Here is a 19,592-nt window from a genome sequence, read left to right on the forward strand (position 1 = left end):
TTTTGCACCTCTATCTATAAAAAGCGCAAGAGCCTATTTATGCTCTTACGCTTTTTGTTTTTTATTTCTCTGGGTTTAATTGACGAAGCTCTTGTTTGATTTCAGTTTTCGCTTTTGTCTTCTCATCAATTTCTTTAATTACACGTGCTGGAGTTCCCGCAACAACTGTATATGGAGGCACATCTTCTGTTACAACAGCTCCTGCTGCTACAACTGCACCTTTACCTACTGTAACGCCCTCTAAAACAACTACATTTGCACCAATTACAACATCGTCTTCAACGATAACTGGTTTTGCAGAAGGTGGCTCAATAACACCCGCAAGTACAGCACCTGCACCTACGTGACAGTTTTTCCCAACCGTTGCACGTCCACCAAGCACTGCGTTCATGTCGATCATAGTACCTTCGCCAATTACAGCACCGATGTTAATTGTTGCATTCATCATGATAACAGCGTTGTCACCAATTTCAACGTGGTCACGAATAATTGCGCCTGGCTCAATACGAGCTTTAATACCTTTTAAATCAAGCATTGGGATTGCAGAATTACGACGATCGTTCTCAACTACATAGTCAACAATGTGCTTGCTATTTTCATCAAGAATTGTCTTAATTTCAGACCATTCTCCGAATACTACACCAGATTTTTTATTTACAAATGCTTGTACTGTTTCAGGGAACGTTACTTCTTTTAAATCCCCTTTTATGTATACCTTTACAGGAGTTTTCTTTTCACTTTTTTGAATAAACGAAATAATTTCGTTAGCGTCCATCATTTTCATTCTTGTTGCCTCCTAAATCCATTTATATTGTTACTCTACCAAACGATAGAGCGAGTAGCAAGACAATAATCTTATTTTTCCCTTTGAATTTCTTCTATAATTTCTAAAAACGCTTGTACTTGCTTCAATTGTCTTGCTGATTCACTCGTTAACAACCATGTTTCTCTCGTTAATTGAACAGGTGTTTTATACATATTTTCCTGCACTTCTTTTAATACTGTAGAAGGCAATAATGCATAACCTATACCATTTAGAACAAGTTGTTTGCACGTCTCAATTTGATCAACTACAATTGTTCGCTTAGGTGGGTTAGAGAATAACCCATACCACCAATTTTGTATTTGACCATAATAAGTCGAATCACTTTTAAATTGAATAAATGGTCTATTTGTTTCTTTTAACATCGAAATATCTTTTATTTCTTTATCGACTAAATATAATTCATCTTCAAATAATTGTTGCTTTTGTCCTTTATATTCCTGTGATCCCCTTAATATAGCTACATGAACATCGCCCTCATAAAATTGCTTTTGCACTTCACTACTCCAGCCAGTAAACAGCGATATCTTCACAGAAGGATACTTTTGTACAAACTTTTTCAACACAGGAGGGAGCCAATATTGACCAATAACCGATGCAACAGCTATTTTTAACGTTCCATATGTTTCCGTTCTAAAAACTGCCAGTTCGCTCTTAATATTCTCTTCTCTTTGTAACATTTCTTTTGCATAATTTGCGACTTTTTCCCCTTCAGGTGTAATTGTCAATCCTTTTTGTGAACGAATAAAAAATTTCATTCCCCATTGTTTCTCCATAGATTGTAATCGTTGACTAAGCGCAGGTTGGGAAACAAATAAACGTTCCGCCGCTTTTCTCATATTTGATTCCTGGGCTAACACAACCATCATTTGAAAATCATCAATTTGCAACTTTCTCCCTCTTTCCTTAGCTTCCATACACCTTATTTCAATAAGCTTTTCATCCTGAATTTAACTGAATACTTTTATACAAAAAATACAATTTTTCAGTTCGAACTTTCCTTATGTTTTATGTCTTTTTAAATATAATACATACACAACTGATATGCACGAAAAAAAGTGACTTCTCCGTTTCTATGAAGTCACTTTCCTCCTATTGTCTATCGATTATGCTGCCGTACTTTTTTATTCAATAATTTTAAAATAGCTCTACGTGTTAAAATCCCCTCGAAATACCCTTCTTCATTTACAGCACAAATAAAAGGATGATCAATTGTCATTTCTAAAGCTTTTGCAAATGAATCTTCTAACTTAAGAACCGGAATATCTTCCTTCATCACTTGTTCTACTTTCATATCATCAAGTCTTTCAAACTCAATGCGCTCTAACCCTAACATACCATCTAAAATCATAGCAGTACTAATCAACCCATGTAATTTATACATTGGGTCTAAAACAGGTATTGCCGAATATCCAGATTTCACAAGAACGAGTAAAGCATGCTCTAATCCATTCCCAATTTGGACATGTGCTACTTTTTCTGATGAAATCATTAAATCTTTCACAAGAATTTGCTGAAACTCGTCTTTTGGAATACTAATCATGTTACATCCCCCATTTTCCCTTTTTCCTGCTTATATTCACCGATTCTATCCTTATTTTATGACAGCGTTTTCATATTATTATTTTGTCCTAACTTTATTTCAATAAAAATACAATTACACAGCTATTTTAGCATACAACACAAAAAAAAGACTACCATTACGGTAGCACTTAATACCCTTTATTTTTTAATCTGTAAAATAACCTTGTGATTTTTTTATATTGCGTCACATCTGTCTGTTTCAAACCATTCTCAATATCTGTAAGTTCTACAGCTAAAATTTCACTCGCATAATTTTGTTGAAATAAAATATCTAGTAACAAACTTTCTTCTTCTTTCGTTAAAACAAATTCCCTTTGCATATACCCCTCTCCTTATAATCCCATCGTTACTCTCATTATATAAAATTTCCAACTTATTTAGTAGATGTAATATTCAGTTTTTAATAAAAACATGTAACAATTGTAACCTTATAAAAATTATTTCGTATATCGATTTGCATAGCTAAATGCCGCATAAGCATCCGGCTTAATTTTTGCAGTTAATCCCATCGCTTGAATTTTCGCTGTCATATCTAAAATAAATTCTTTTGTTAAACCATCATTCCCTATGTCCAAATGAATTTCCATTATGAACCCAGCCCCATCTTGAGCATATGGATGCAATAAATCCCATATGGTTTGTATATGGTTAGGAGTAAATAGGCAAGCGATTTCTTGACTAAACTGTGTTTCTAAATATATTTTCTCCCGTAATGTTGCCGGCTTATCTTTTACTGACCTATGGTGTAAACATCCCCAAGCCCCTTTTCCAACACGGTGAATATGGATTGCCGTAATAAATCTCGTATCTTTTTGATGTGCTTGTGAGTCTGTCCCAATAGATAATCGATATAAATTTCGTGGATCCTTTTCAATGAAACTACAAATGCGGTTAAAGACCGTATCAAAATTCAAATGTCTCTCTGAAACATTATAGAATTTATGCCCACCGTCCACATAGTCACGTCCTTTCCATTAGACAGACTTTTCGTATTCTCATTGTATGGGACAAAAACAAAAATTATAACTTACTATCCTTTATTCGTCTCAATATTTCGCATTACAAAATGACAAACTTGGCAAGTATAAATTACATTTTGATTCGATTGAGCCGTTAATACATGAATAATCTCTGCAGAATTGTGGCAATTAGGACAGATCACAACTGGTAAACGTTCCACATAACACACCTCCTATTTATTTTTATCACGCTATTTTCGAGCAGTAAAACTCCTGATTGATGTAGTCCAATCATCAGTCGATAATAAGCACTTCCACTGATTAAAGTCTCACTTTATTACCATTGTAGGAAAAACGAAAAATTCCTATACATATATACTGGAAAGTAAAAGAACTAAAAAAGGTACTGCCATAGGCAGTACCTTTTTTATATGTATCAAGAAATGATATCGTAAATCTCAATTGCAACCATATCGATATTATCGAATTGATACACTTGAGGTTTTTCACCTTGTTGATACACTTCTAATTCATACATTTCACTTTTATCGAAAAATTTCACGCTACATTTGCGCTCACCGTTCACTTCAAAATAGCGTTGTGCTACTTCACCGCTTACAGCTTGTTCTTGTAGACTAACAAGTCGTGTTAAAATTCCTTGGAGTAGAGACATGAAATCTCTCCTTTCTCTAATCTTCCTACCAATAGGTTTTACAGCTATACTCATTCTATCCGTCATAACAGAAAAAATGTTCCACAGTCTAGGATAAAGGTTATTGGCCAGAAACTCAACTAAAAATTTGTCGAAATGCGAAGGAAAACACAGAAAGAACATCTTTTTCCTTCTTTATTGCGATTTTCATACTGGAATAATATAATAAAAAACAGAAAAAAGGAGGAATTACAATGAAAAAAATTGAGGTTTACACACAACCTGATTGTCCGCCATGTGTCATTGTGAAAGAATTTTTAAAGCATAATAACGTTGCATATGAAGAATTTGACGTAAAAAAAGACGCTGCTGCTCGCGATCGTCTTTTATACGACTATGATTCCTATTCAACTCCAACAGTTGTAATCGACGGTGAAGTGGTTGCAGGTTTTCAAATCGAAAAATTACAACAGCTACTCAATATAGAATAGGAATAGGTAAATACCTATTCCTATTTTTATCCCGCTATTTATGGGCAGTAAAACTCCCGATTGATGAAAGCTAATAATCAGTGGGATATAAAGCCCCCACTGATTAAAGTTGCACTTTATAATTGTTGTAACCTTTTTATTTCAGTTAAAAGTTCTTGGCTTTCATGATACCCTGCTAATTTCCATTTATCTTGATCCCTTTTCAATGTTACAATTTGATATTGTCCACTTTTCGCCCGCTCATATACATATAAATTTTTATGCTCTTCATCATACGCCATTTTCGTTTCCGAATTAAAAGAAAACGGTGCTTCTTTTGCTGGAAGTAAATATTCACCACTTTGTTTATCACTTCTACTATTTTCATCTGTAAATACTTGAAGGAAATTATCTGTAAAATACGGTGATAACGTCTCTATCATCTTATTCATCGGCAAATGCTTCCCGCGAATTGAAAATTGGGTTTCATAGCCTTTTTGTATCGTTGTAAACACGTCTTTCCGATCGACTTTCAATTCCTCTTTTCCTAAAACAGTTGTAACACTATAACCAACTAGAAAGGCAACACATACAAATAGAACAAGCCATATTCCATATTTCCTCATTTTTTCACCTTCCTTTTAAAAGAACTTGTCTTTGTAGTATTCATTGTAACAATGATTATGCAAAGAAAGGGATGGTTTCGTTCGTAAAATCTTTACAACGATAGACAGCATTTTCATCACCATTTTCACTATTACCAATTTCTGATAAAAACAAACAAAAAAATGCACGAATCTCTTCGTGCATTAAAATAAAACATCTTCTTCATATAAATATTCATAAGATAAATCTATAAATAAAAAGTTTTCATCATCAATCGGGAAAGAAAATGTTCGTACCATTTCACCAGTTTCAATATCGGCATATAAATCTGAAAGTCTCGCCTTATTTTCAAAACGCATTTTCATAATATTCTCAAGAAAATACGGACGCCAACTCCAGTTCTTCATATAATACTCCGGCATAACAATCCATTCCCCATCTTTTTTCATAACATTACCTGATTGTTGAAAACCATCTTCATTGCAAATAAATATGCGAAAACTACATTGTGATATACTTTGGCTAAATTGTAATAACCAATCATTTATATCTTCATTCTTTTTTTGTTTTGACAGAACATCACCAATTCGATCACGTAACATCTCTGTTAAATGATAAATTTTTTGCAACTTCTTTTTCTCATGCTGAATAAATTGATGACATTCATTACCAAGTCTCTCTTTTAAAACATTCGTTTCAATAAAATCAGGTAAACATTCTTTTAAATAATTACCTTGATAGTATCTACCACCGTTTTTCCAAGCATATTGTAGTTGATAAAAAGCATCAATTTCTTCATATAACAACGTTGCACCAATTCTTCTTGCAAGTAAAGATAAGGAATATAAAATATCTTGATAAGATTGTATAAGTGCAGTTTGCCTTAAGTTTGTTAAATCTACTTTTAAAATATCAGGTGCTAACACGCTAATACGTTCTAAATTACTTGTACCCGTTCCAACTTTATTAATCGAAATCTGAATACCATATGTACGATAATACATAAGCAAATGATTAAATTGCTCAATATCTTCTTTACATTCATGCTCTGTTATCTCTAAAACAATGTGGTTCAAATTTAAACCTTGTTTTTCATACATCAATAAAAGTTGAAGTAAACTTTCATCTTCGTCATTCATTAATACGTTAGCATTTCGATGTATAAATAATAACAATTTTTGATTGCTTTCTAAATAACGGTTTAAAGCTTTTTCTACTATAATATTATCCGCTTCCAGTTGAAACTCACTTGGAATAGAATCATCATGAAAGAACGAAGCTAAACTTTGTATGCCCTCTTCTGTTTGAATACGTCCTACTACTTCATATCCAATTACTGTATGTTCATCAGCACTAAAAATAGCTTGATAATAAGGAAGGACTTTATCCAAGTTACTCATTACATCTAATGCATCTATCAACGTGCTTCCCTCCCTTTACTTTTCAAAAATTATAACACGATATTTACGGAAAAATAATAAAAAATCCCTTCAGTTTTCCTGAAGGGATTAGAGGGGTAAAATGCTAAGGGGAATTAGCAATTCTACTATGAAGAAAAAAGAGGTCTTAAATATACCGTATATATGACCTCTTGTAAATACCTTTCTTTCACATGTCACAATTCCGTCACATTTTACCACAAAAAAATGAATCAAACATTCATTTGGTCATCCCTCTTAAAATGGATATTGATGCAAGTGTTGTCCTCCATCCATTGTCATGCATGTTCCATTTATGTATGCAGCTTCATCTGAACATATATAATAAGCTAGACCCGCAATTTCTTCTGGCGTACCTAGTCTTCCAAGTGGTACACTTTGTAGTGTACGCTTAGCCATTTCTTCTGAAATCCATAATTTATCGGCACCGCCCGTACGTTCAATCGGCCCTGGTGCGATAGCGTTAACTCGTATTCCATATTTACGTCCCCACTCAACAGCAAGCGTTTTAGTCATTGCTAATACGCCAGCTTTTGCTGCAGCCGAATGAATAACTCCTGGACCTGCATCCCATGCATATGTCGCTACCATATTAATGATATTTCCTTTTATACCTTTCTCAATCCAATACTTCCCGACAGCTTGACTGCAATAAAATGTACCATTTAACACAATATTAATGACCGAATTCCAGCCATTCACAGATAAATCTTCTGCTGGACAAATAAAGTTGCCAGCTGCATTATTTATTAAAATATCAATTCGTCCGAACTTTTCATCAATATGTTCAATCATTTTCTGAATATCTTCAGTATTTCGTACATCCATTTGTACAGGCAATATTTGCCCTGGAAACTGTTCAATCTCTAACTTTGTTTCCTCCAGTTTTTCTTTTGTACGCCCTGTAATAACAACTCGTGCCCCTTCTTTTGCAAAACGAGTTGCCATTCCTTTTCCCATTCCACTCGATCCACCTGTTATAATTACTACCTTCTCTTTCATATATATCCCTCCCAAAAATGAATACACATTCATTTTATCATTTTATTTGATAGAAATCTTTATATTTTTAAACTTTTCTGATATTTTAACTTAAAGAGACTTCTTTTCATTCATTTTTCCGTAAGCTATACTACTTCTTTATTATTTTAAATATATTAAAAAAAACTGAAAGGAGATTTGAGTAGCCTGTATATGGAACGAAAACACATGATATAAATCAAATAGGTATACTCATACTTTTATGAAGCAAATTACACGAAGAAATTTTTTGAAAAATGGAATACGCACTTGTCTATATTCATTTATAACCACTAGTATCGGTTACTATTACGCTAAATACATAGAGCCGCATATGATCTCTTTTACAGAGCACACACTAAAATCACAGCTCATACCAAAAAGTTTTCATGGTATGAAGATTCTTCAATTTAGCGATTTACATCTCGGATACTATTTCTCACTCCAACATTTATCTCAAATCATTTCTAAGATTAATGCTGCAAACCCAGATATTGTCCTTTTTACTGGTGATCTCATTGATAATTACCAAACATATACTGATACTCCTTTCGTTGCATCCATTTTAAAGAATATACAAGCACCCTTCGGTAAATTTGCTATTTATGGTAACCATGATCACGGCGGATATGGAACTGAATACTATGATCACATCATGCGTGAATCTGGATTTGAACTATTACTAAATAGCGAAAAACGAATTCGTCTACTGGATAATAGTGAAATTTCTATTTTCGGACTCGATGATATACTACTTGGCAAACCAAAAATAGCGGAAACACTACAACAAGCGCGGCAAAATACTTATAACATTGTTCTTGTTCACGAGCCAGATATTGCGCCACAAATTGCTACATATCCAATCAACTTGCAACTTTCTGGTCATAGCCACGGCGGACAAGTAAAAATCCCTTTTTTAGGTGCTATCGTTACCCCATCACTTGCCAAACACTACATTGAAGGCTTCTATTCCATTCAAGACTTATCTCTCTATGTCAATCGCGGACTTGGAAGAACACGTGTCCCATTCCGGTTTATGTCAAAACCTGAAATTACACTCTTCACCCTACAACATTCGTAATAATTCGCCTATTTTCTTACATATCCTTTCTTGTACGCGCTCATCCACGTTTCGTTTACCATATGATAAAAGTGAGTCCAATAAAGGAGGTTTGTTCATGTATCCATATTATCAACCAATCCCAGTTCGTTCAGCACCTATTGGCCCAGTAGGCGACTCACGATTCTTTCCGTTTTTTGGCGTTCCATTTCTAGCTGGAATTGCTGGTGGATTGCTCGGCGGAGCATTAGCTTTCGGCCCTAGACCATTTTATCCACCTTATCCACCACCTTACCCGCCACCAGCACCTTATCCTTGTTATGGTGGACCTTGTCAACAACCATACTATTATTAATGTATGCCAACAATTCTACCAACGCTATTCTCTCTATTAGACAATCGATTAATATGCTTACAATAAAAACTATTCTCTCTACACATTCTTCTATTTTGAGAACGTATAATAAGTAGAGAACAAAGTAAAAAACCTCTTATCAATAAGAGGTTTTTTACTTTGTTCTTGCTATTCAGCATCTGTATTTTGATACGCCATCTTAAACAACTTCACTTGGCTATCAATCTCCTCTGCACCACTATTAATAACATAATAGTAGTCACCGTCTTTATTTTGTTCGCGTGTTTTCACATTATCTGCTAAAGTAAGCTGTAAAATCGCCTTTATTCTTGCTTTCATTTCAATATCTAGAATTGGGAAGGATATTTCTACTCGTTTCTCCATATTTCGCGTCATCCAATCAGCTGAAGATAAATATATTTTCTCCTCTCCATTATGATGGAAATAATAAATACGGCTATGTTCTAGATACCTTCCTACAACACTAACTACACGAATATTTTCACTTACATTTGGAATACCAGGTCTTAAACAACATGTTCCTCGAACGATGAGCTCTACCTTTACTCCCGCTTGTGATGCTTCATACATTTTTTTTATTAATGGTTTATCCGTTAGTGAATTCATCTTAGCGATAATATAGCCATTTCCATATTGCCTATGATAACGAATTTCTTCATCTATTAAATCCATAAATTGCTTTCTTATATCAAATGGTGCAACTGATAAATGGTGAAAATGCGGTTTCGTTGTATAACCACTTAAATAATTAAAGAAATTTGTTGCATCGACCCCAAAGTCTTTTCGTGATGTAATATAGCCAAAATCGGTATATAGCTTTGCTGTTGCATCATTATAATTTCCGGTTCCAAGATGTACGAACCTTTCGATTTTTCCGTTTTTTCTTCTTACAACTAGCGTAATTTTACTATGCGTTTTCAAGTGACTTACACCGTAAATAACGTGACACCCAGCCTGTTCTAATTCTTTAGCCCAATGAACATTATTCTCTTCATCAAACCTTGCTTTTAACTCCACCAACACTGTGACTTGTTTTCCTTTTTCAGCTGCTACTTTTAGTGCCTGAATAATCGGAGAATCACCACTTACTCGATATAATGTTTGTTTAATCGCAAGTACATTCGGATCGTCTGCCGCATCACGGACAAAATCAACTACTGGCTGAAACGATTCAAAAGGATGATGTAATAAAATATCATGCTCAATCGCCTTTTCAAATACATCTTCCTCATCACCTAAGTCTTGAGGTGGTTGCGGAATAAGGGCTGGATAAATGAGATGTTCATATAATGGTGCTAATTTTTTATATAAAGAGAATAAACATGTTAAATCTAACGGTCCATCCATTATATATACATCTTCATCTTTTACTTCCAACACCTCGTATAATAATGTTAATACTCTTTCATCAATGTGTTCTTTGCCAACTTCTAAACGTACAGCAGCTCCCCACTTACGCTTTTTCAACTCTTTTTCAATTACCTTTAATAAATCCCTCGCACCCTCTTCATGAATTGTTAAATCCGCATTACGTGTAATACGGAAACGAGTAACAGATGATACTTTATATCCTGTGAATAATTTATGAGTAAAACTACTAATTACGTCTTCTAATAAAATAAATTTATGCTTTTGCCCTTCACTCGGTAAAAATATGAAGCGTTCAAGTAATGAAGGAACTTGCACAATTCCTAACTTCGTACGGTTTTCTTCCTCCACTTGCTTCTCATCATATAAAAGAGTAGCTAAGTTCAAACTTTTATTTAATAACATCGGAAATGGACGGTATGCATCGATAGCTACAGGCGTTAAAACCGGAAAAATTTGCTCATCAAAATAATCTTCTATAAATTCTCTCTGTTCTTTCGTCAAATCATGGAATGTTAAACGCTCAATCCCCTCTAATTCAAGCGCTGGCAATACATAATTTTTAAAAGTATCATATTGTACGGTCATTAATTCATGGGCTTTTATCGCAATTTTATTTAATTGTTTTTTTGGTGTTAAGCCAGCTTTATTTTCTGGTTGATTAAACCCAGCACTCACTTGATCTTTCAAACCCGCTACACGTACCATAAAGAATTCATCTAAATTCGAGCTAAAAATACTAATAAACTTTAATCTTTCCAAGAGTGGATTATTTTCATCTTGCGCTTCTTGTAGTACACGTTCATTAAATGCTAACCAACTTAGCTCTCGGTTATTATAATATGCTGTATCATTTAAATTTACGATGTTCCCCTTCAACAATTCCATTCTCTTCACACTTCCCCTTGAAACTTTTTTACTATAATTTAGTTACTTTTATTTTAGCAAATTACAATATTATAAAGTGTAAATTTTTTGTAAAGACATCCGTACAACCTAACATTTTCATTCAAATGACAAGTTAATATTCGTTTTTAACACTCTTTCTAGCTGCTTTTTTTGTTTTTCAGCTTGTACTTTTTCTGCTAATGCCGATTGCTCACATAAAATTCTAAACGTTAATCCTTCTTTATTTTCTGTTATGGATATCGTATCGACAAGCGATCTTTGTCTTACATTTAAAGCAGCTGAAAATTGTAAAACAGCCCCTAATAGGCGGATTTTTTTTTGTTCGCTTTTATCAAACCAACCTTCAAATGGAGATAAATGTTGTTTAAATAGCATTTTTGATTTATAAGATGCAATAAGCGCTAACCTCACTCGATCTTTATGCATCATGCCATCAATTGTTTTATTCGCCAATAAATAAAACGTGTGTAAACGACTCGCTTCTTCGTCTATATATTTTCCAATGTTAAATACTTTCGCTGCTTGATGGAATGCTTCCCAGTCTTTTATCGAAACAGAAATCAGTCCCATTTCTTCGAGTTGTTTACAAATCAATCTTCCATGTTTAATAAGTTGAATGACAAATTCCATATCCATTTCATATTCGTGTGATAACAAATGTAAGCTTTCTTCAACTACATTCGGATAATATGAAATCCCTAAATCTTTCGTCAACTCTTCATAGAAAACACCTTCTCTTAATCCTTTTTTGCTTAATACAAATGCCGTTGCTTCTATAATATTTACAAGTTTATGAAATACTTCAACCGCTGGAATAATTGTATCAGCTCGATCTTTTGCCAATCCTTCCATTTTCTGAAGTTCGATAAACGATTGTTTTTCTAATGTACCTTTTACATTTTCAATATCTTCTTCTTTCATTTTGTATAAATGTACTCCCGCTATAGGATAGTTTATTAAATTTTGGTGGATTTTTGCTAAGTTTCTCGCACTACCACCAATTGCAATAAGAGGCAATTTCTTATCAATTAACCATGGTAACGTTCGAAATTGACACTCTAAATACTCTCGAATTTCCTCTAATTCATCTTTAGTAGGAATATCACCTTTAATAAATAGATGTTTTAAAGAAAGCGCACCAAAAGGAAAACTATGGTACTCTAAAATCTCTCTATTTTTAATATATGTAACTTCCGTACTTCCGCCACCAATATCTACTGTTATTCCTTCCGAAAACGAAGTAGAATTCATAACTGCTAAATAGCCGTAACGTGCTTCCTCATATTCTGATAACACTCTAAGAGTAAAGTCTGTTTGTCCTTCAACAAGTTTTTTAATCTCCTCTTGATTCTCAGCCTGTCTAATTGTTGCCGTTGCAACACAAAGTACATGATGCAGCTGATGGAATTTTGTACTTTCTTGAAATTGAAATAATGTTTGTAACAATACTTCCTTACCTTCTTCATTCAAAACACCATCGATTAAATAATTTCTTAACCGAGCAACCACTTTCGTATTTTCAATTTCTTTATAAAAACCTCCATTTTGCTTTTCATAAATAACTAAACGCATTGTATTAGATCCAATATCTATAATGGCATATTGTTGTTTTAATAGTTCTTTCAAACTTCTCACTCTTTCATTATCAAATTTCAAAACACATTCTATTACTATTATACAAAATAGTTGTTTTTTGTAACAATATTGCTTTAATATTGAAAATGTATACAATCACTTTTTGCATATAATAAAAACCTCTTTTATTTATGTTATAATAATGAAAAATTGAAAGGAGATTCAATATGAAACCTTCACAACCACAATCTCAATTACAAAACCAACATCCTATTAATCGACTAGCTCAATCTATTTTCGTTGTGAATCGTCATGCCAAAGCTGCAACTAACCCTAAATATTTATACTGGTTAAAAAAGACAGCTTTAGAGCGTTTAATCGCCGAAAAAAAAGCAATTAAAGAAGGATTACATTTCTCTAGAAATCCACGTTTTAGCCAACAACAATCTGATGTTCTTATACGGTTAGGCGATTATTATTTCCACATCCCTCCTACGAAAGAAGATTTTCGAAACCTACCACATCTTGGTCATCTTGAATCCTCCTACCGAAACCCGAAAACAACCTTGTCTTTAACAGTTTCCAAAAAAACACTTCAAGATTATATTGGTCCTGAAGCACTGAAACAAGAAAAAAAATTAAGTGAACCTGTTCCATGGTATAGCCGCACTTATACAAAAAAATAAAACAGTTTGGCCTATGTTAGGCCAAACTGTTTTATTTTTTCTCTTCTTTAATTTTAATATTGGCTTGCTTGTAAAATGCAACTTTTTCTGTATTATAAGATTTCGTGAATTCATTAAACTTATCTTTTTCTGATTCAATATCCTTATACGATTGATTTACTACTTTAACTTTCTCACTAATATCTTTTAATTTTGTACCTTTATCTTGTAACATTGTATATAATTCTTTTTCTTGTTTTAACGATTTATTATAGCTGTCATACATTTTGTTAAATGAATCATGTCGTTTCTCATATGTGCTTTTCACTTTATCCGCTTGCTCTTTCAATTTCTTATCTTCAATTTTCTTCACATATTTATCTGCTGATTTCACTTCTTCTTGCGCCTTATTTAAAGATTCTTTTTCTTTTTTAAGCACTTTTTCTCGTTCATCTGTATTTTTCACTGCTTGGTTCAGTTTTTCCTTAACAGTTTGATTATTATCTTTTCCTTCTTGAACAATCTGGTTATATAATTCTTGTCCCTCTTTTTCTAAAGTTTCAAGTTTCTTTGCATCTTCAAACATTGTTTTTTCTTGCTTGGCAGCATTTTCAAATGCTACATATAATTCCTCTTCTGGTTTTGGCCCGAAACAACCCGCTAATAAAACCATTGATAATGTGGCTACAATTGCTAATTTACTATATTTCAACATCTTTTCCTCCTACTTATAAACGATCCTTGTGTAAAAAAGCTATAAAAATCATATAATCCTTCTATACACTTCACACTCGCATCTTTTTTACGAAGATCATCAGTATTGTTTATCATGCTTGTACACATTTATTACTTGAAATTATTTTTCACGTTATTCTCTTTGAATTATGTAGCAGTTTCATGTCCATCTACTAAGTATATTTCACTTTGCACTTTTCATTCTCTACTCACACTATGTATTACCTTAAAATACAATGGAATTCACCAGAGCCATAATAATTAGAAGAACAACTATAATAATTCACCTGATAAAAGATGATTGTCGATCTCTCACATCTATCATTCCCTTTCCGCTTTCTATCAAATAATCTCTTTGTTCATTTTACACAGTACAAATACTACCTCGCAACAACTTACAAATATTCTTTTCCTTTCCTAAAAAGGAAAAGTGTAGAGCATGTTTTCCTCTACACTTTTAAAATGAAACACATTGTGCAAATGCATTGACACATCCATCATAATTATATGCCTATTTCATATATTTTTAAAGACTTTTATTACAATAAAAGTTGTTTTTGTAATAAAAGTCAAAAAAATGTTACAATCCGAATTTCTTCATATCATATTTCTTCAACTCAAAGTTTTACTCATTGTCTTTCAAATTTCTATACTGGTACAATTGATTCTGTGCCTTTCTTAACAATTCTTCAAAAGTTTTCCCTTCTACTGGATAACTAGCAGCCCCAAATAATAGCGTCACACTTAATAAACCACTTTCTATTTCACTTTCAATATTTTTCATTAATCGTCGTGTTATTGTTGATTTTTCATGACCATTATCAATCGCTACAATAACATATTTATTTTCATCCCATTTTGTAACGACATCACCTTTTCGAATCGTCTTTACAATAGTAGACTCCACTCTCTGTACTAACGCTTCCAACTTTTTTTCTTGCACTGTTTCCTTTAATCCCTCCCATTCTTTAACGGAAAGAATGTACACTGTAATATTGCGAGAATCTCGTTCAGATAAAGCAGCTACTTTTTCAAAAAAATCAACAACAAAATCATTACTTGCCATTCCCCCTACTTCCATATTCATACGTCCGTTTTCTCTTTTATCGTACCAATGGCCAAAGTAACAACTTAGCAACAGTTGCAAAATATAAATAATAAAGACAGTATAAAATGATCGCGAATCTAATTTTGCAATTACATCCTGAAGCGCAATCCATTCCGTAACAGCAACAGTATTCCCTAGTAATAATCCACTAATCTTCCCTTTATGTTTCATACTTCCTCTCCTTTCTATACCAATATATGTTTCTATAACAATAATGTTTTTCTACCAAATAAAAAATGTACATATTCTATGTACATTTCCGCTAGAGCTTGTATTCCTTTTTTATTCTATTTCATATATATACTATATATCGTTTATAGAAAGGAGTGACCTATATGCTACAAAAAGAAAATCTATCAGATGCTATACGTTTACTAGCTGGTTTTTTGTTATCATTAAAGCTACTATTTACCTCTTTCGGAATAAACTTTATTACGAACGATCAAATCGACGCTATTGTAAATGTTATTTCATTTCTATTCATTCTATATTTTGGTTATAAAAATAACTATGTAGGAAAAAAAGGAATCGAACAAAAGAAAATACTCAAGAAGCACAACCTCCATTAAAAAAGGAACCTTTCGCACAGGTTCCTTTTTATCATTGCCGCACCACAACTTCATTTGTTTGCAATGGGCCATATGAGACTGCTTTATGTTGAAATGTGTATGTAGCCTTAAACAATGCAGTTTTAACCGCTTTATCTTTATTTGCTTTTAATTTACAACTTAGTTCCACCTTCTCGTTCGGCAATAAATTATCGATTCTCCACCTTACAAGCTGGAATAAAAACTCGCTCATCCCCTTATTAACCTGCAGAGAATTCGGAATATACGAAAAGTAATCTCTAATCATATGACTTACAACGACTCGTGAAATCACTTCAATTCCTTTATTTTCAACTTCAATTCGCATAATAAGTATGTCGTTTACATCATAGATTAGTTCATATGAAAATTTTTCTTCATACATACTACGGATTTGTAATGTAACTGCTACATTAGGAAGTTCGCCTTCCTTTTTTGAGCCATCAATCCACAATACCGGCTGTAACGGTATTGTATCCCTTCCTTGATCCGAAATTCGCTTCCATATTTTCATAATATATATTCACCTCATTTCAGATGTACCATCCATACAATTCTATTCTTTCGCTTTACACAATAAACTACAAAAATGATGAACGCTTGTTACAAACGATATTTAATAGTTCCCTTCCTTTTATCCTATTCGACAATATAAAGAAAAAACCATTTTTCAACTGTTAACAGGAAGTATTCTTACTGAAATATTTTTTACAATTTACTTCATTGACTTTATAACAATATTCAGTATTGCTCACTCTTTTTCTTTCCATACAAAAGGATATTTTGGTGAAAGAAAAAGTTTGCCTTTTAGTCAAATTTGACTATAATATTCTTTATGGCATGTCAGTGCACTTATGTAAGAGAATTTAAGAGGAACTATGCTTTAGATTTTTATGCGTTGCATTTAAAACTTAATATAGTTTACTTATTATTAAAGGAGGGGCATATTTGGAAACTCAACTATCAAAAAAAGACTCCAACAATACAAAGTTTGTTGTTGCTGGTTTACTACTTGGTATTTTAATGGCAGCAATGGATAATACAATTGTTGCAACCGCAATGGCGACGATTGTCGGAGACTTAGGAGGATTTGACAAGTTTGTTTGGGTCACATCGGCATATATGGTAGCAACAATGGCAGGGATGCCTATTTTCGGAAAACTTTCTGATATGTACGGACGGAAACGTTTTTATATTGGTGGACTCATTCTTTTCTTATTCGGTTCTGCACTTTGCGGGACAGCATCTAGTATTGAACAATTAAGTATTTATAGAGCAATTCAAGGTATTGGTGGTGGCGCCCTTATGCCTATCGCCTTCACAATTATGTATGACATATTCCCGCCAGAAAAACGTGGGAAAATGACAGGGCTATTCGGTGCAGTTTTCGGGACATCAAGTGTATTTGGACCTTTATTAGGTGCCTATATTACGGACTATATAAGCTGGCATTGGGTCTTCTATATTAATATTCCATTAGGGCTTATCTCCTTCTTCTTCATTACTAAATACTACAGTGAATCTCTAGAATTCAGAAAACAAAAAATTGATTGGGCTGGTGCTATTACACTTGTCATTAGTATTATTTGCTTAATGTTCGCACTAGAACTTGGTGGTAAAACGTATGCATGGGACTCTAATGTAATTATCGGTTTATTTGCAACTGTTGTTATTATGCTTATTATTTTCTTCTTCGTAGAACGAAAAGCAACTGAGCCTATCATTTCTTTCCATCTATTTAAAAAACCTTTATTTGCAGCTAGCCAAGGCGTTGCCTTTTTCTATGGTGCTGCTTTTATCATCTGTACAGTTTATATCCCAATCTTCGTTCAAGGTGTTCTCGGAGGTTCAGCCTCAAATGCTGGATTAATTTTAACACCAATGATGGTCGGCTCTGTAATCGGAAGTCAAACAGGTGGACAGTTAGCTTCACGAACAAGCTATCGTAACATTATGATGGTATCTGGCGTTTTCTTCGTTCTTGGTATTTATTTACTAAGCACCTTAACAATGGACACACCTCGTATGCTCGTAACGCTATTTATGGTTCTCGCTGGACTTGGGGTTGGTTTCTCATTCTCAGTTTTAAGTATGTCTTCTATCCATAAATTAGAAATGAGAGACCGTGGTTCTGCTACATCAACAAACTCATTCTTCCGTTCACTCGGTATGACTCTTGGTGTAACGATTTTCGGTACAATTCAAAATCATATTTTTATTAATAAATTAAACACTGTGTTCCCTCCTGAACTTGCAAAATTAGCTCCAAAAGGTGGAGACACAAGTTTCTTATTATCACCAGGTGCTACCGAGAAGATTCCAGCAGAAATATTAACTGGTATTAAAGAAGCTCTCGCTACATCTATTGCCAACACATTCTTCTGGGCACTGATCCCAGCTGTACTAAGTATTATTTGTATTTTACTTATGGGAAATGAACGCCTATTTACAGGACCGAAAGCGAAACAAAAGCAAAAACAAGTAAGTTAGTATAAAAAAAGGAACGGCATATCCCTTTATGAAAAAGGATATGCCGTTTATAATATGTATAAAATCAAACTTTAATTAGTAGGGATACAGTTTTTATGTACAGGAGTTGAGACAGAATGAGCATGAAATTAGTCATTCTCGGCTTGCTACTCGAAGGAGATAAACATCCATATGAAGTGCAGCACATAATGAAAGACAGACAGATGGATTATTATATTAAATATGCAAAAGGATCACTTTATTACGCCTTCGAGCAATTAGAAAAGCAAGGTGCAATTCGCATTACAACTATTGTTCGTGATACGAATAGACCAGATAAAACAATCTTTCATATAACAGAGGAAGGTAAACAACTATTTCACACGTTACTCTTAAAACAGTTCGAAGCAAAAAACCAAATATATAAACCAATTTATTCAGCACTTTCTTTCACTCATTTTGGTGATGATCAAGAATTGGTTCCAATTTTAGAAAAAAAGAAACATGATACCGTTCAATATTTACATAAAATGCAAACTATATATGATTACAGTAAAGGAAAAATTCCACGTGCACAACTATATATTTTACAAAGTGTTATTGAGCATATTACCGTTGAATTACAATGGTTAAGCACCCTCCTTAACGATGCCATAGCAGGACGACTTTCAAAATTTGATGTAGATGAAAATTGAGCGAGTAAAGAAGACGTTCCCTCTTCTTTACTCGCTCAATTTTTCTATATTTTCACATTCCATTATATATCATTAATCTGAAAAACACCTAAATTATTCAGAATATTAAGAAATAAAACCTTTAGAATTTTCTTATTTTAAAACAGTAGACAAAATTCCAAAAATTGTGTTAGAATTTGTTTCAATATCATATCGCTTGTTAAATTCCTTTCAAAAGGAAAATAGGTACACGAAAATTTCGTTTCGTGTTTAAAAGGGAAGCTTGGTGAAACTCCAACACGGTCCCGCCACTGTAAATGCTGAGATTTCTTTGTTAGTGCCACTGTGAGAACGGGAAGGTGAAAGAAATTATATGAAGCATAAGTCAGGAGACCTGCCTGTTTTAACAACACTGATAGATTCACGGATGATGATGAGGTGTTAAAACAAAAAGGAAGGCTTATTTTCTATGTCTTTGTACTTTTTGTTATAAGTATTTCCTAGTAAACGGAA

The 19,592-nt window shown here is 33.4% G+C and carries 23 protein-coding genes and 1 riboswitch; of the genes, 7 read left to right on the forward strand and 16 right to left on the reverse strand.

The window, feature by feature from the left end:
- Positions 1 to 61 precede the first annotated feature (61 nt).
- The 7 genes from dapD to G9F74_RS01700 all read right to left on the reverse strand — a co-directional run bounded on the left by dapD (position 62) and on the right by G9F74_RS01700 (position 4,039).
- The gene (gene dapD, locus G9F74_RS01670; RefSeq protein ID WP_000783253.1) at positions 62 to 784 is read right to left on the reverse strand and encodes a 2,3,4,5-tetrahydropyridine-2,6-dicarboxylate N-acetyltransferase; all 723 of its coding nucleotides are present in this window, start codon (positions 782 to 784) and stop codon (positions 62 to 64) included.
- Positions 785 to 855: 71 nt separating this feature from the next.
- A complete protein-coding gene (locus tag G9F74_RS01675; RefSeq protein ID WP_002039481.1) occupies positions 856 to 1,740 on the reverse strand; it encodes a transcriptional regulator CcpC in 885 nt (294 codons plus the stop codon).
- 182 nt (positions 1,741 to 1,922) lie between these two features.
- The gene (gene cbpB / locus G9F74_RS01680; RefSeq protein ID WP_000623575.1) at positions 1,923 to 2,366 is read right to left on the reverse strand and encodes a cyclic-di-AMP-binding protein CbpB; all 444 of its coding nucleotides are present in this window, start codon (positions 2,364 to 2,366) and stop codon (positions 1,923 to 1,925) included.
- 169 nt (positions 2,367 to 2,535) lie between these two features.
- Entirely contained in the window at positions 2,536 to 2,727 is a 192-nt protein-coding gene (abbA, locus tag G9F74_RS01685) for an antirepressor AbbA (protein WP_001188532.1), read from the reverse strand.
- Positions 2,728 to 2,844: 117 nt separating this feature from the next.
- Positions 2,845 to 3,363: a ribonuclease H-like YkuK family protein gene (locus G9F74_RS01690; protein WP_000348650.1), complete on the reverse strand. Its 519-nt coding sequence runs from the start codon at positions 3,361 to 3,363 to the stop codon at positions 2,845 to 2,847.
- Between the two features lie 74 nt (positions 3,364 to 3,437).
- On the reverse strand, positions 3,438 to 3,587 hold the full coding sequence (locus G9F74_RS01695; protein WP_000440536.1) for a hypothetical protein: 150 nt from the start codon (positions 3,585 to 3,587) through the stop codon (positions 3,438 to 3,440).
- 215 nt (positions 3,588 to 3,802) lie between these two features.
- The gene (locus G9F74_RS01700; protein WP_000055152.1) at positions 3,803 to 4,039 is read right to left on the reverse strand and encodes a YkuJ family protein; all 237 of its coding nucleotides are present in this window, start codon (positions 4,037 to 4,039) and stop codon (positions 3,803 to 3,805) included.
- A 233-nt stretch (positions 4,040 to 4,272) separates the two neighbouring features.
- Here G9F74_RS01700 and G9F74_RS01705 point away from each other — a divergent pair, with 233 nt between their 5' ends.
- Positions 4,273 to 4,509, forward strand: a complete 237-nt coding sequence (locus G9F74_RS01705; protein WP_000717871.1) for a glutaredoxin family protein — start codon at positions 4,273 to 4,275, stop codon at positions 4,507 to 4,509.
- Between the two features lie 116 nt (positions 4,510 to 4,625).
- Here the strand turns inward: G9F74_RS01705 and G9F74_RS01710 are convergent, their stop codons facing one another.
- The 4 genes from G9F74_RS01710 to fadH form a co-directional block, all read right to left on the reverse strand.
- Positions 4,626 to 5,114, reverse strand: a complete 489-nt coding sequence (locus G9F74_RS01710; protein ID WP_001233803.1) for a DUF3993 domain-containing protein — start codon at positions 5,112 to 5,114, stop codon at positions 4,626 to 4,628.
- Positions 5,115 to 5,169: 55 nt separating this feature from the next.
- On the reverse strand, positions 5,170 to 5,298 hold the full coding sequence (locus tag G9F74_RS01715) for a hypothetical protein (RefSeq protein ID WP_000544074.1): 129 nt from the start codon (positions 5,296 to 5,298) through the stop codon (positions 5,170 to 5,172).
- Complete coding sequence (locus G9F74_RS01720) at positions 5,298 to 6,515, reverse strand: EAL domain-containing protein (RefSeq protein ID WP_000564311.1); 1,218 nt, start codon at positions 6,513 to 6,515, stop codon at positions 5,298 to 5,300. Before G9F74_RS01720 ends, G9F74_RS01715 begins: the two co-directional genes overlap by 1 nt.
- 255 nt (positions 6,516 to 6,770) lie before the next feature.
- The gene (fadH, locus tag G9F74_RS01725; RefSeq protein WP_000660910.1) at positions 6,771 to 7,535 is read right to left on the reverse strand and encodes a 2,4-dienoyl-CoA reductase; all 765 of its coding nucleotides are present in this window, start codon (positions 7,533 to 7,535) and stop codon (positions 6,771 to 6,773) included.
- Between the two features lie 241 nt (positions 7,536 to 7,776).
- Between fadH and G9F74_RS01730 the strand changes: the two genes are divergently transcribed.
- Both G9F74_RS01730 and G9F74_RS01735 read left to right on the forward strand, forming a co-directional pair.
- Positions 7,777 to 8,634, forward strand: a complete 858-nt coding sequence (locus tag G9F74_RS01730) for a metallophosphoesterase (protein WP_033668555.1) — start codon at positions 7,777 to 7,779, stop codon at positions 8,632 to 8,634.
- Between the two features lie 97 nt (positions 8,635 to 8,731).
- The gene (locus G9F74_RS01735) at positions 8,732 to 8,968 is read left to right on the forward strand and encodes a hypothetical protein (protein ID WP_000283739.1); all 237 of its coding nucleotides are present in this window, start codon (positions 8,732 to 8,734) and stop codon (positions 8,966 to 8,968) included.
- Positions 8,969 to 9,136: 168 nt separating this feature from the next.
- Here the strand turns inward: G9F74_RS01735 and G9F74_RS01740 are convergent, their stop codons facing one another.
- Both G9F74_RS01740 and G9F74_RS01745 read right to left on the reverse strand, forming a co-directional pair.
- On the reverse strand, positions 9,137 to 11,245 hold the full coding sequence (locus G9F74_RS01740; protein ID WP_016109045.1) for a polyphosphate kinase: 2,109 nt from the start codon (positions 11,243 to 11,245) through the stop codon (positions 9,137 to 9,139).
- A gap of 117 nt (positions 11,246 to 11,362) precedes the next feature.
- Positions 11,363 to 12,892 carry a Ppx/GppA family phosphatase gene (locus G9F74_RS01745; protein ID WP_000661381.1) on the reverse strand — a complete coding sequence of 510 codons (1,530 nt, stop codon included), beginning with the start codon at positions 12,890 to 12,892 and terminating at the stop codon, positions 11,363 to 11,365.
- A 176-nt stretch (positions 12,893 to 13,068) separates the two neighbouring features.
- On the opposite strand from G9F74_RS01745, the gene G9F74_RS01750 reads away from it, so the two are divergent.
- Entirely contained in the window at positions 13,069 to 13,527 is a 459-nt protein-coding gene (locus G9F74_RS01750; protein WP_000804859.1) for a YkyB family protein, read from the forward strand.
- Positions 13,528 to 13,558: 31 nt separating this feature from the next.
- On the opposite strand, the gene G9F74_RS01755 is transcribed toward G9F74_RS01750, so the two are convergent.
- Together G9F74_RS01755 and G9F74_RS01760 are read right to left on the reverse strand one after the other, a co-directional pair.
- Positions 13,559 to 14,221, reverse strand: a complete 663-nt coding sequence (locus tag G9F74_RS01755) for a YkyA family protein (protein ID WP_000922477.1) — start codon at positions 14,219 to 14,221, stop codon at positions 13,559 to 13,561.
- Positions 14,222 to 14,866: 645 nt separating this feature from the next.
- Positions 14,867 to 15,520 (reverse strand): diguanylate cyclase domain-containing protein, encoded by a 654-nt coding sequence (locus G9F74_RS01760; protein ID WP_000680808.1) that lies wholly within the window; start codon positions 15,518 to 15,520, stop codon positions 14,867 to 14,869.
- Between the two features lie 164 nt (positions 15,521 to 15,684).
- On the opposite strand from G9F74_RS01760, the gene G9F74_RS01765 reads away from it, so the two are divergent.
- Positions 15,685 to 15,918, forward strand: coding sequence for an SPP1 phage holin family protein (locus G9F74_RS01765; protein ID WP_000939445.1), 234 nt, complete (start codon positions 15,685 to 15,687; stop codon positions 15,916 to 15,918).
- Between the two features lie 31 nt (positions 15,919 to 15,949).
- Here G9F74_RS01765 and G9F74_RS01770 read toward each other — a convergent pair whose 3' ends face one another.
- A complete protein-coding gene (locus tag G9F74_RS01770; RefSeq protein WP_000708174.1) occupies positions 15,950 to 16,450 on the reverse strand; it encodes a hypothetical protein in 501 nt (166 codons plus the stop codon).
- Between the two features lie 434 nt (positions 16,451 to 16,884).
- Here G9F74_RS01770 and G9F74_RS01775 point away from each other — a divergent pair, with 434 nt between their 5' ends.
- Positions 16,885 to 18,426, forward strand: coding sequence for an MDR family MFS transporter (locus tag G9F74_RS01775; RefSeq protein ID WP_000449889.1), 1,542 nt, complete (start codon positions 16,885 to 16,887; stop codon positions 18,424 to 18,426).
- Between the two features lie 116 nt (positions 18,427 to 18,542).
- Complete coding sequence (locus G9F74_RS01780) at positions 18,543 to 19,100, forward strand: PadR family transcriptional regulator (RefSeq protein ID WP_016109046.1); 558 nt, start codon at positions 18,543 to 18,545, stop codon at positions 19,098 to 19,100.
- 206 nt (positions 19,101 to 19,306) lie between these two features.
- A riboswitch (cobalamin riboswitch) is annotated at positions 19,307 to 19,495 on the forward strand.
- Positions 19,496 to 19,592: the final 97 nt, after the last annotated feature.

Source organism: Bacillus sp. EKM202B, assembly GCF_011066025.1.
Taxonomy (GTDB): domain Bacteria; phylum Bacillota; class Bacilli; order Bacillales; family Bacillaceae_G; genus Bacillus_A; species Bacillus_A toyonensis.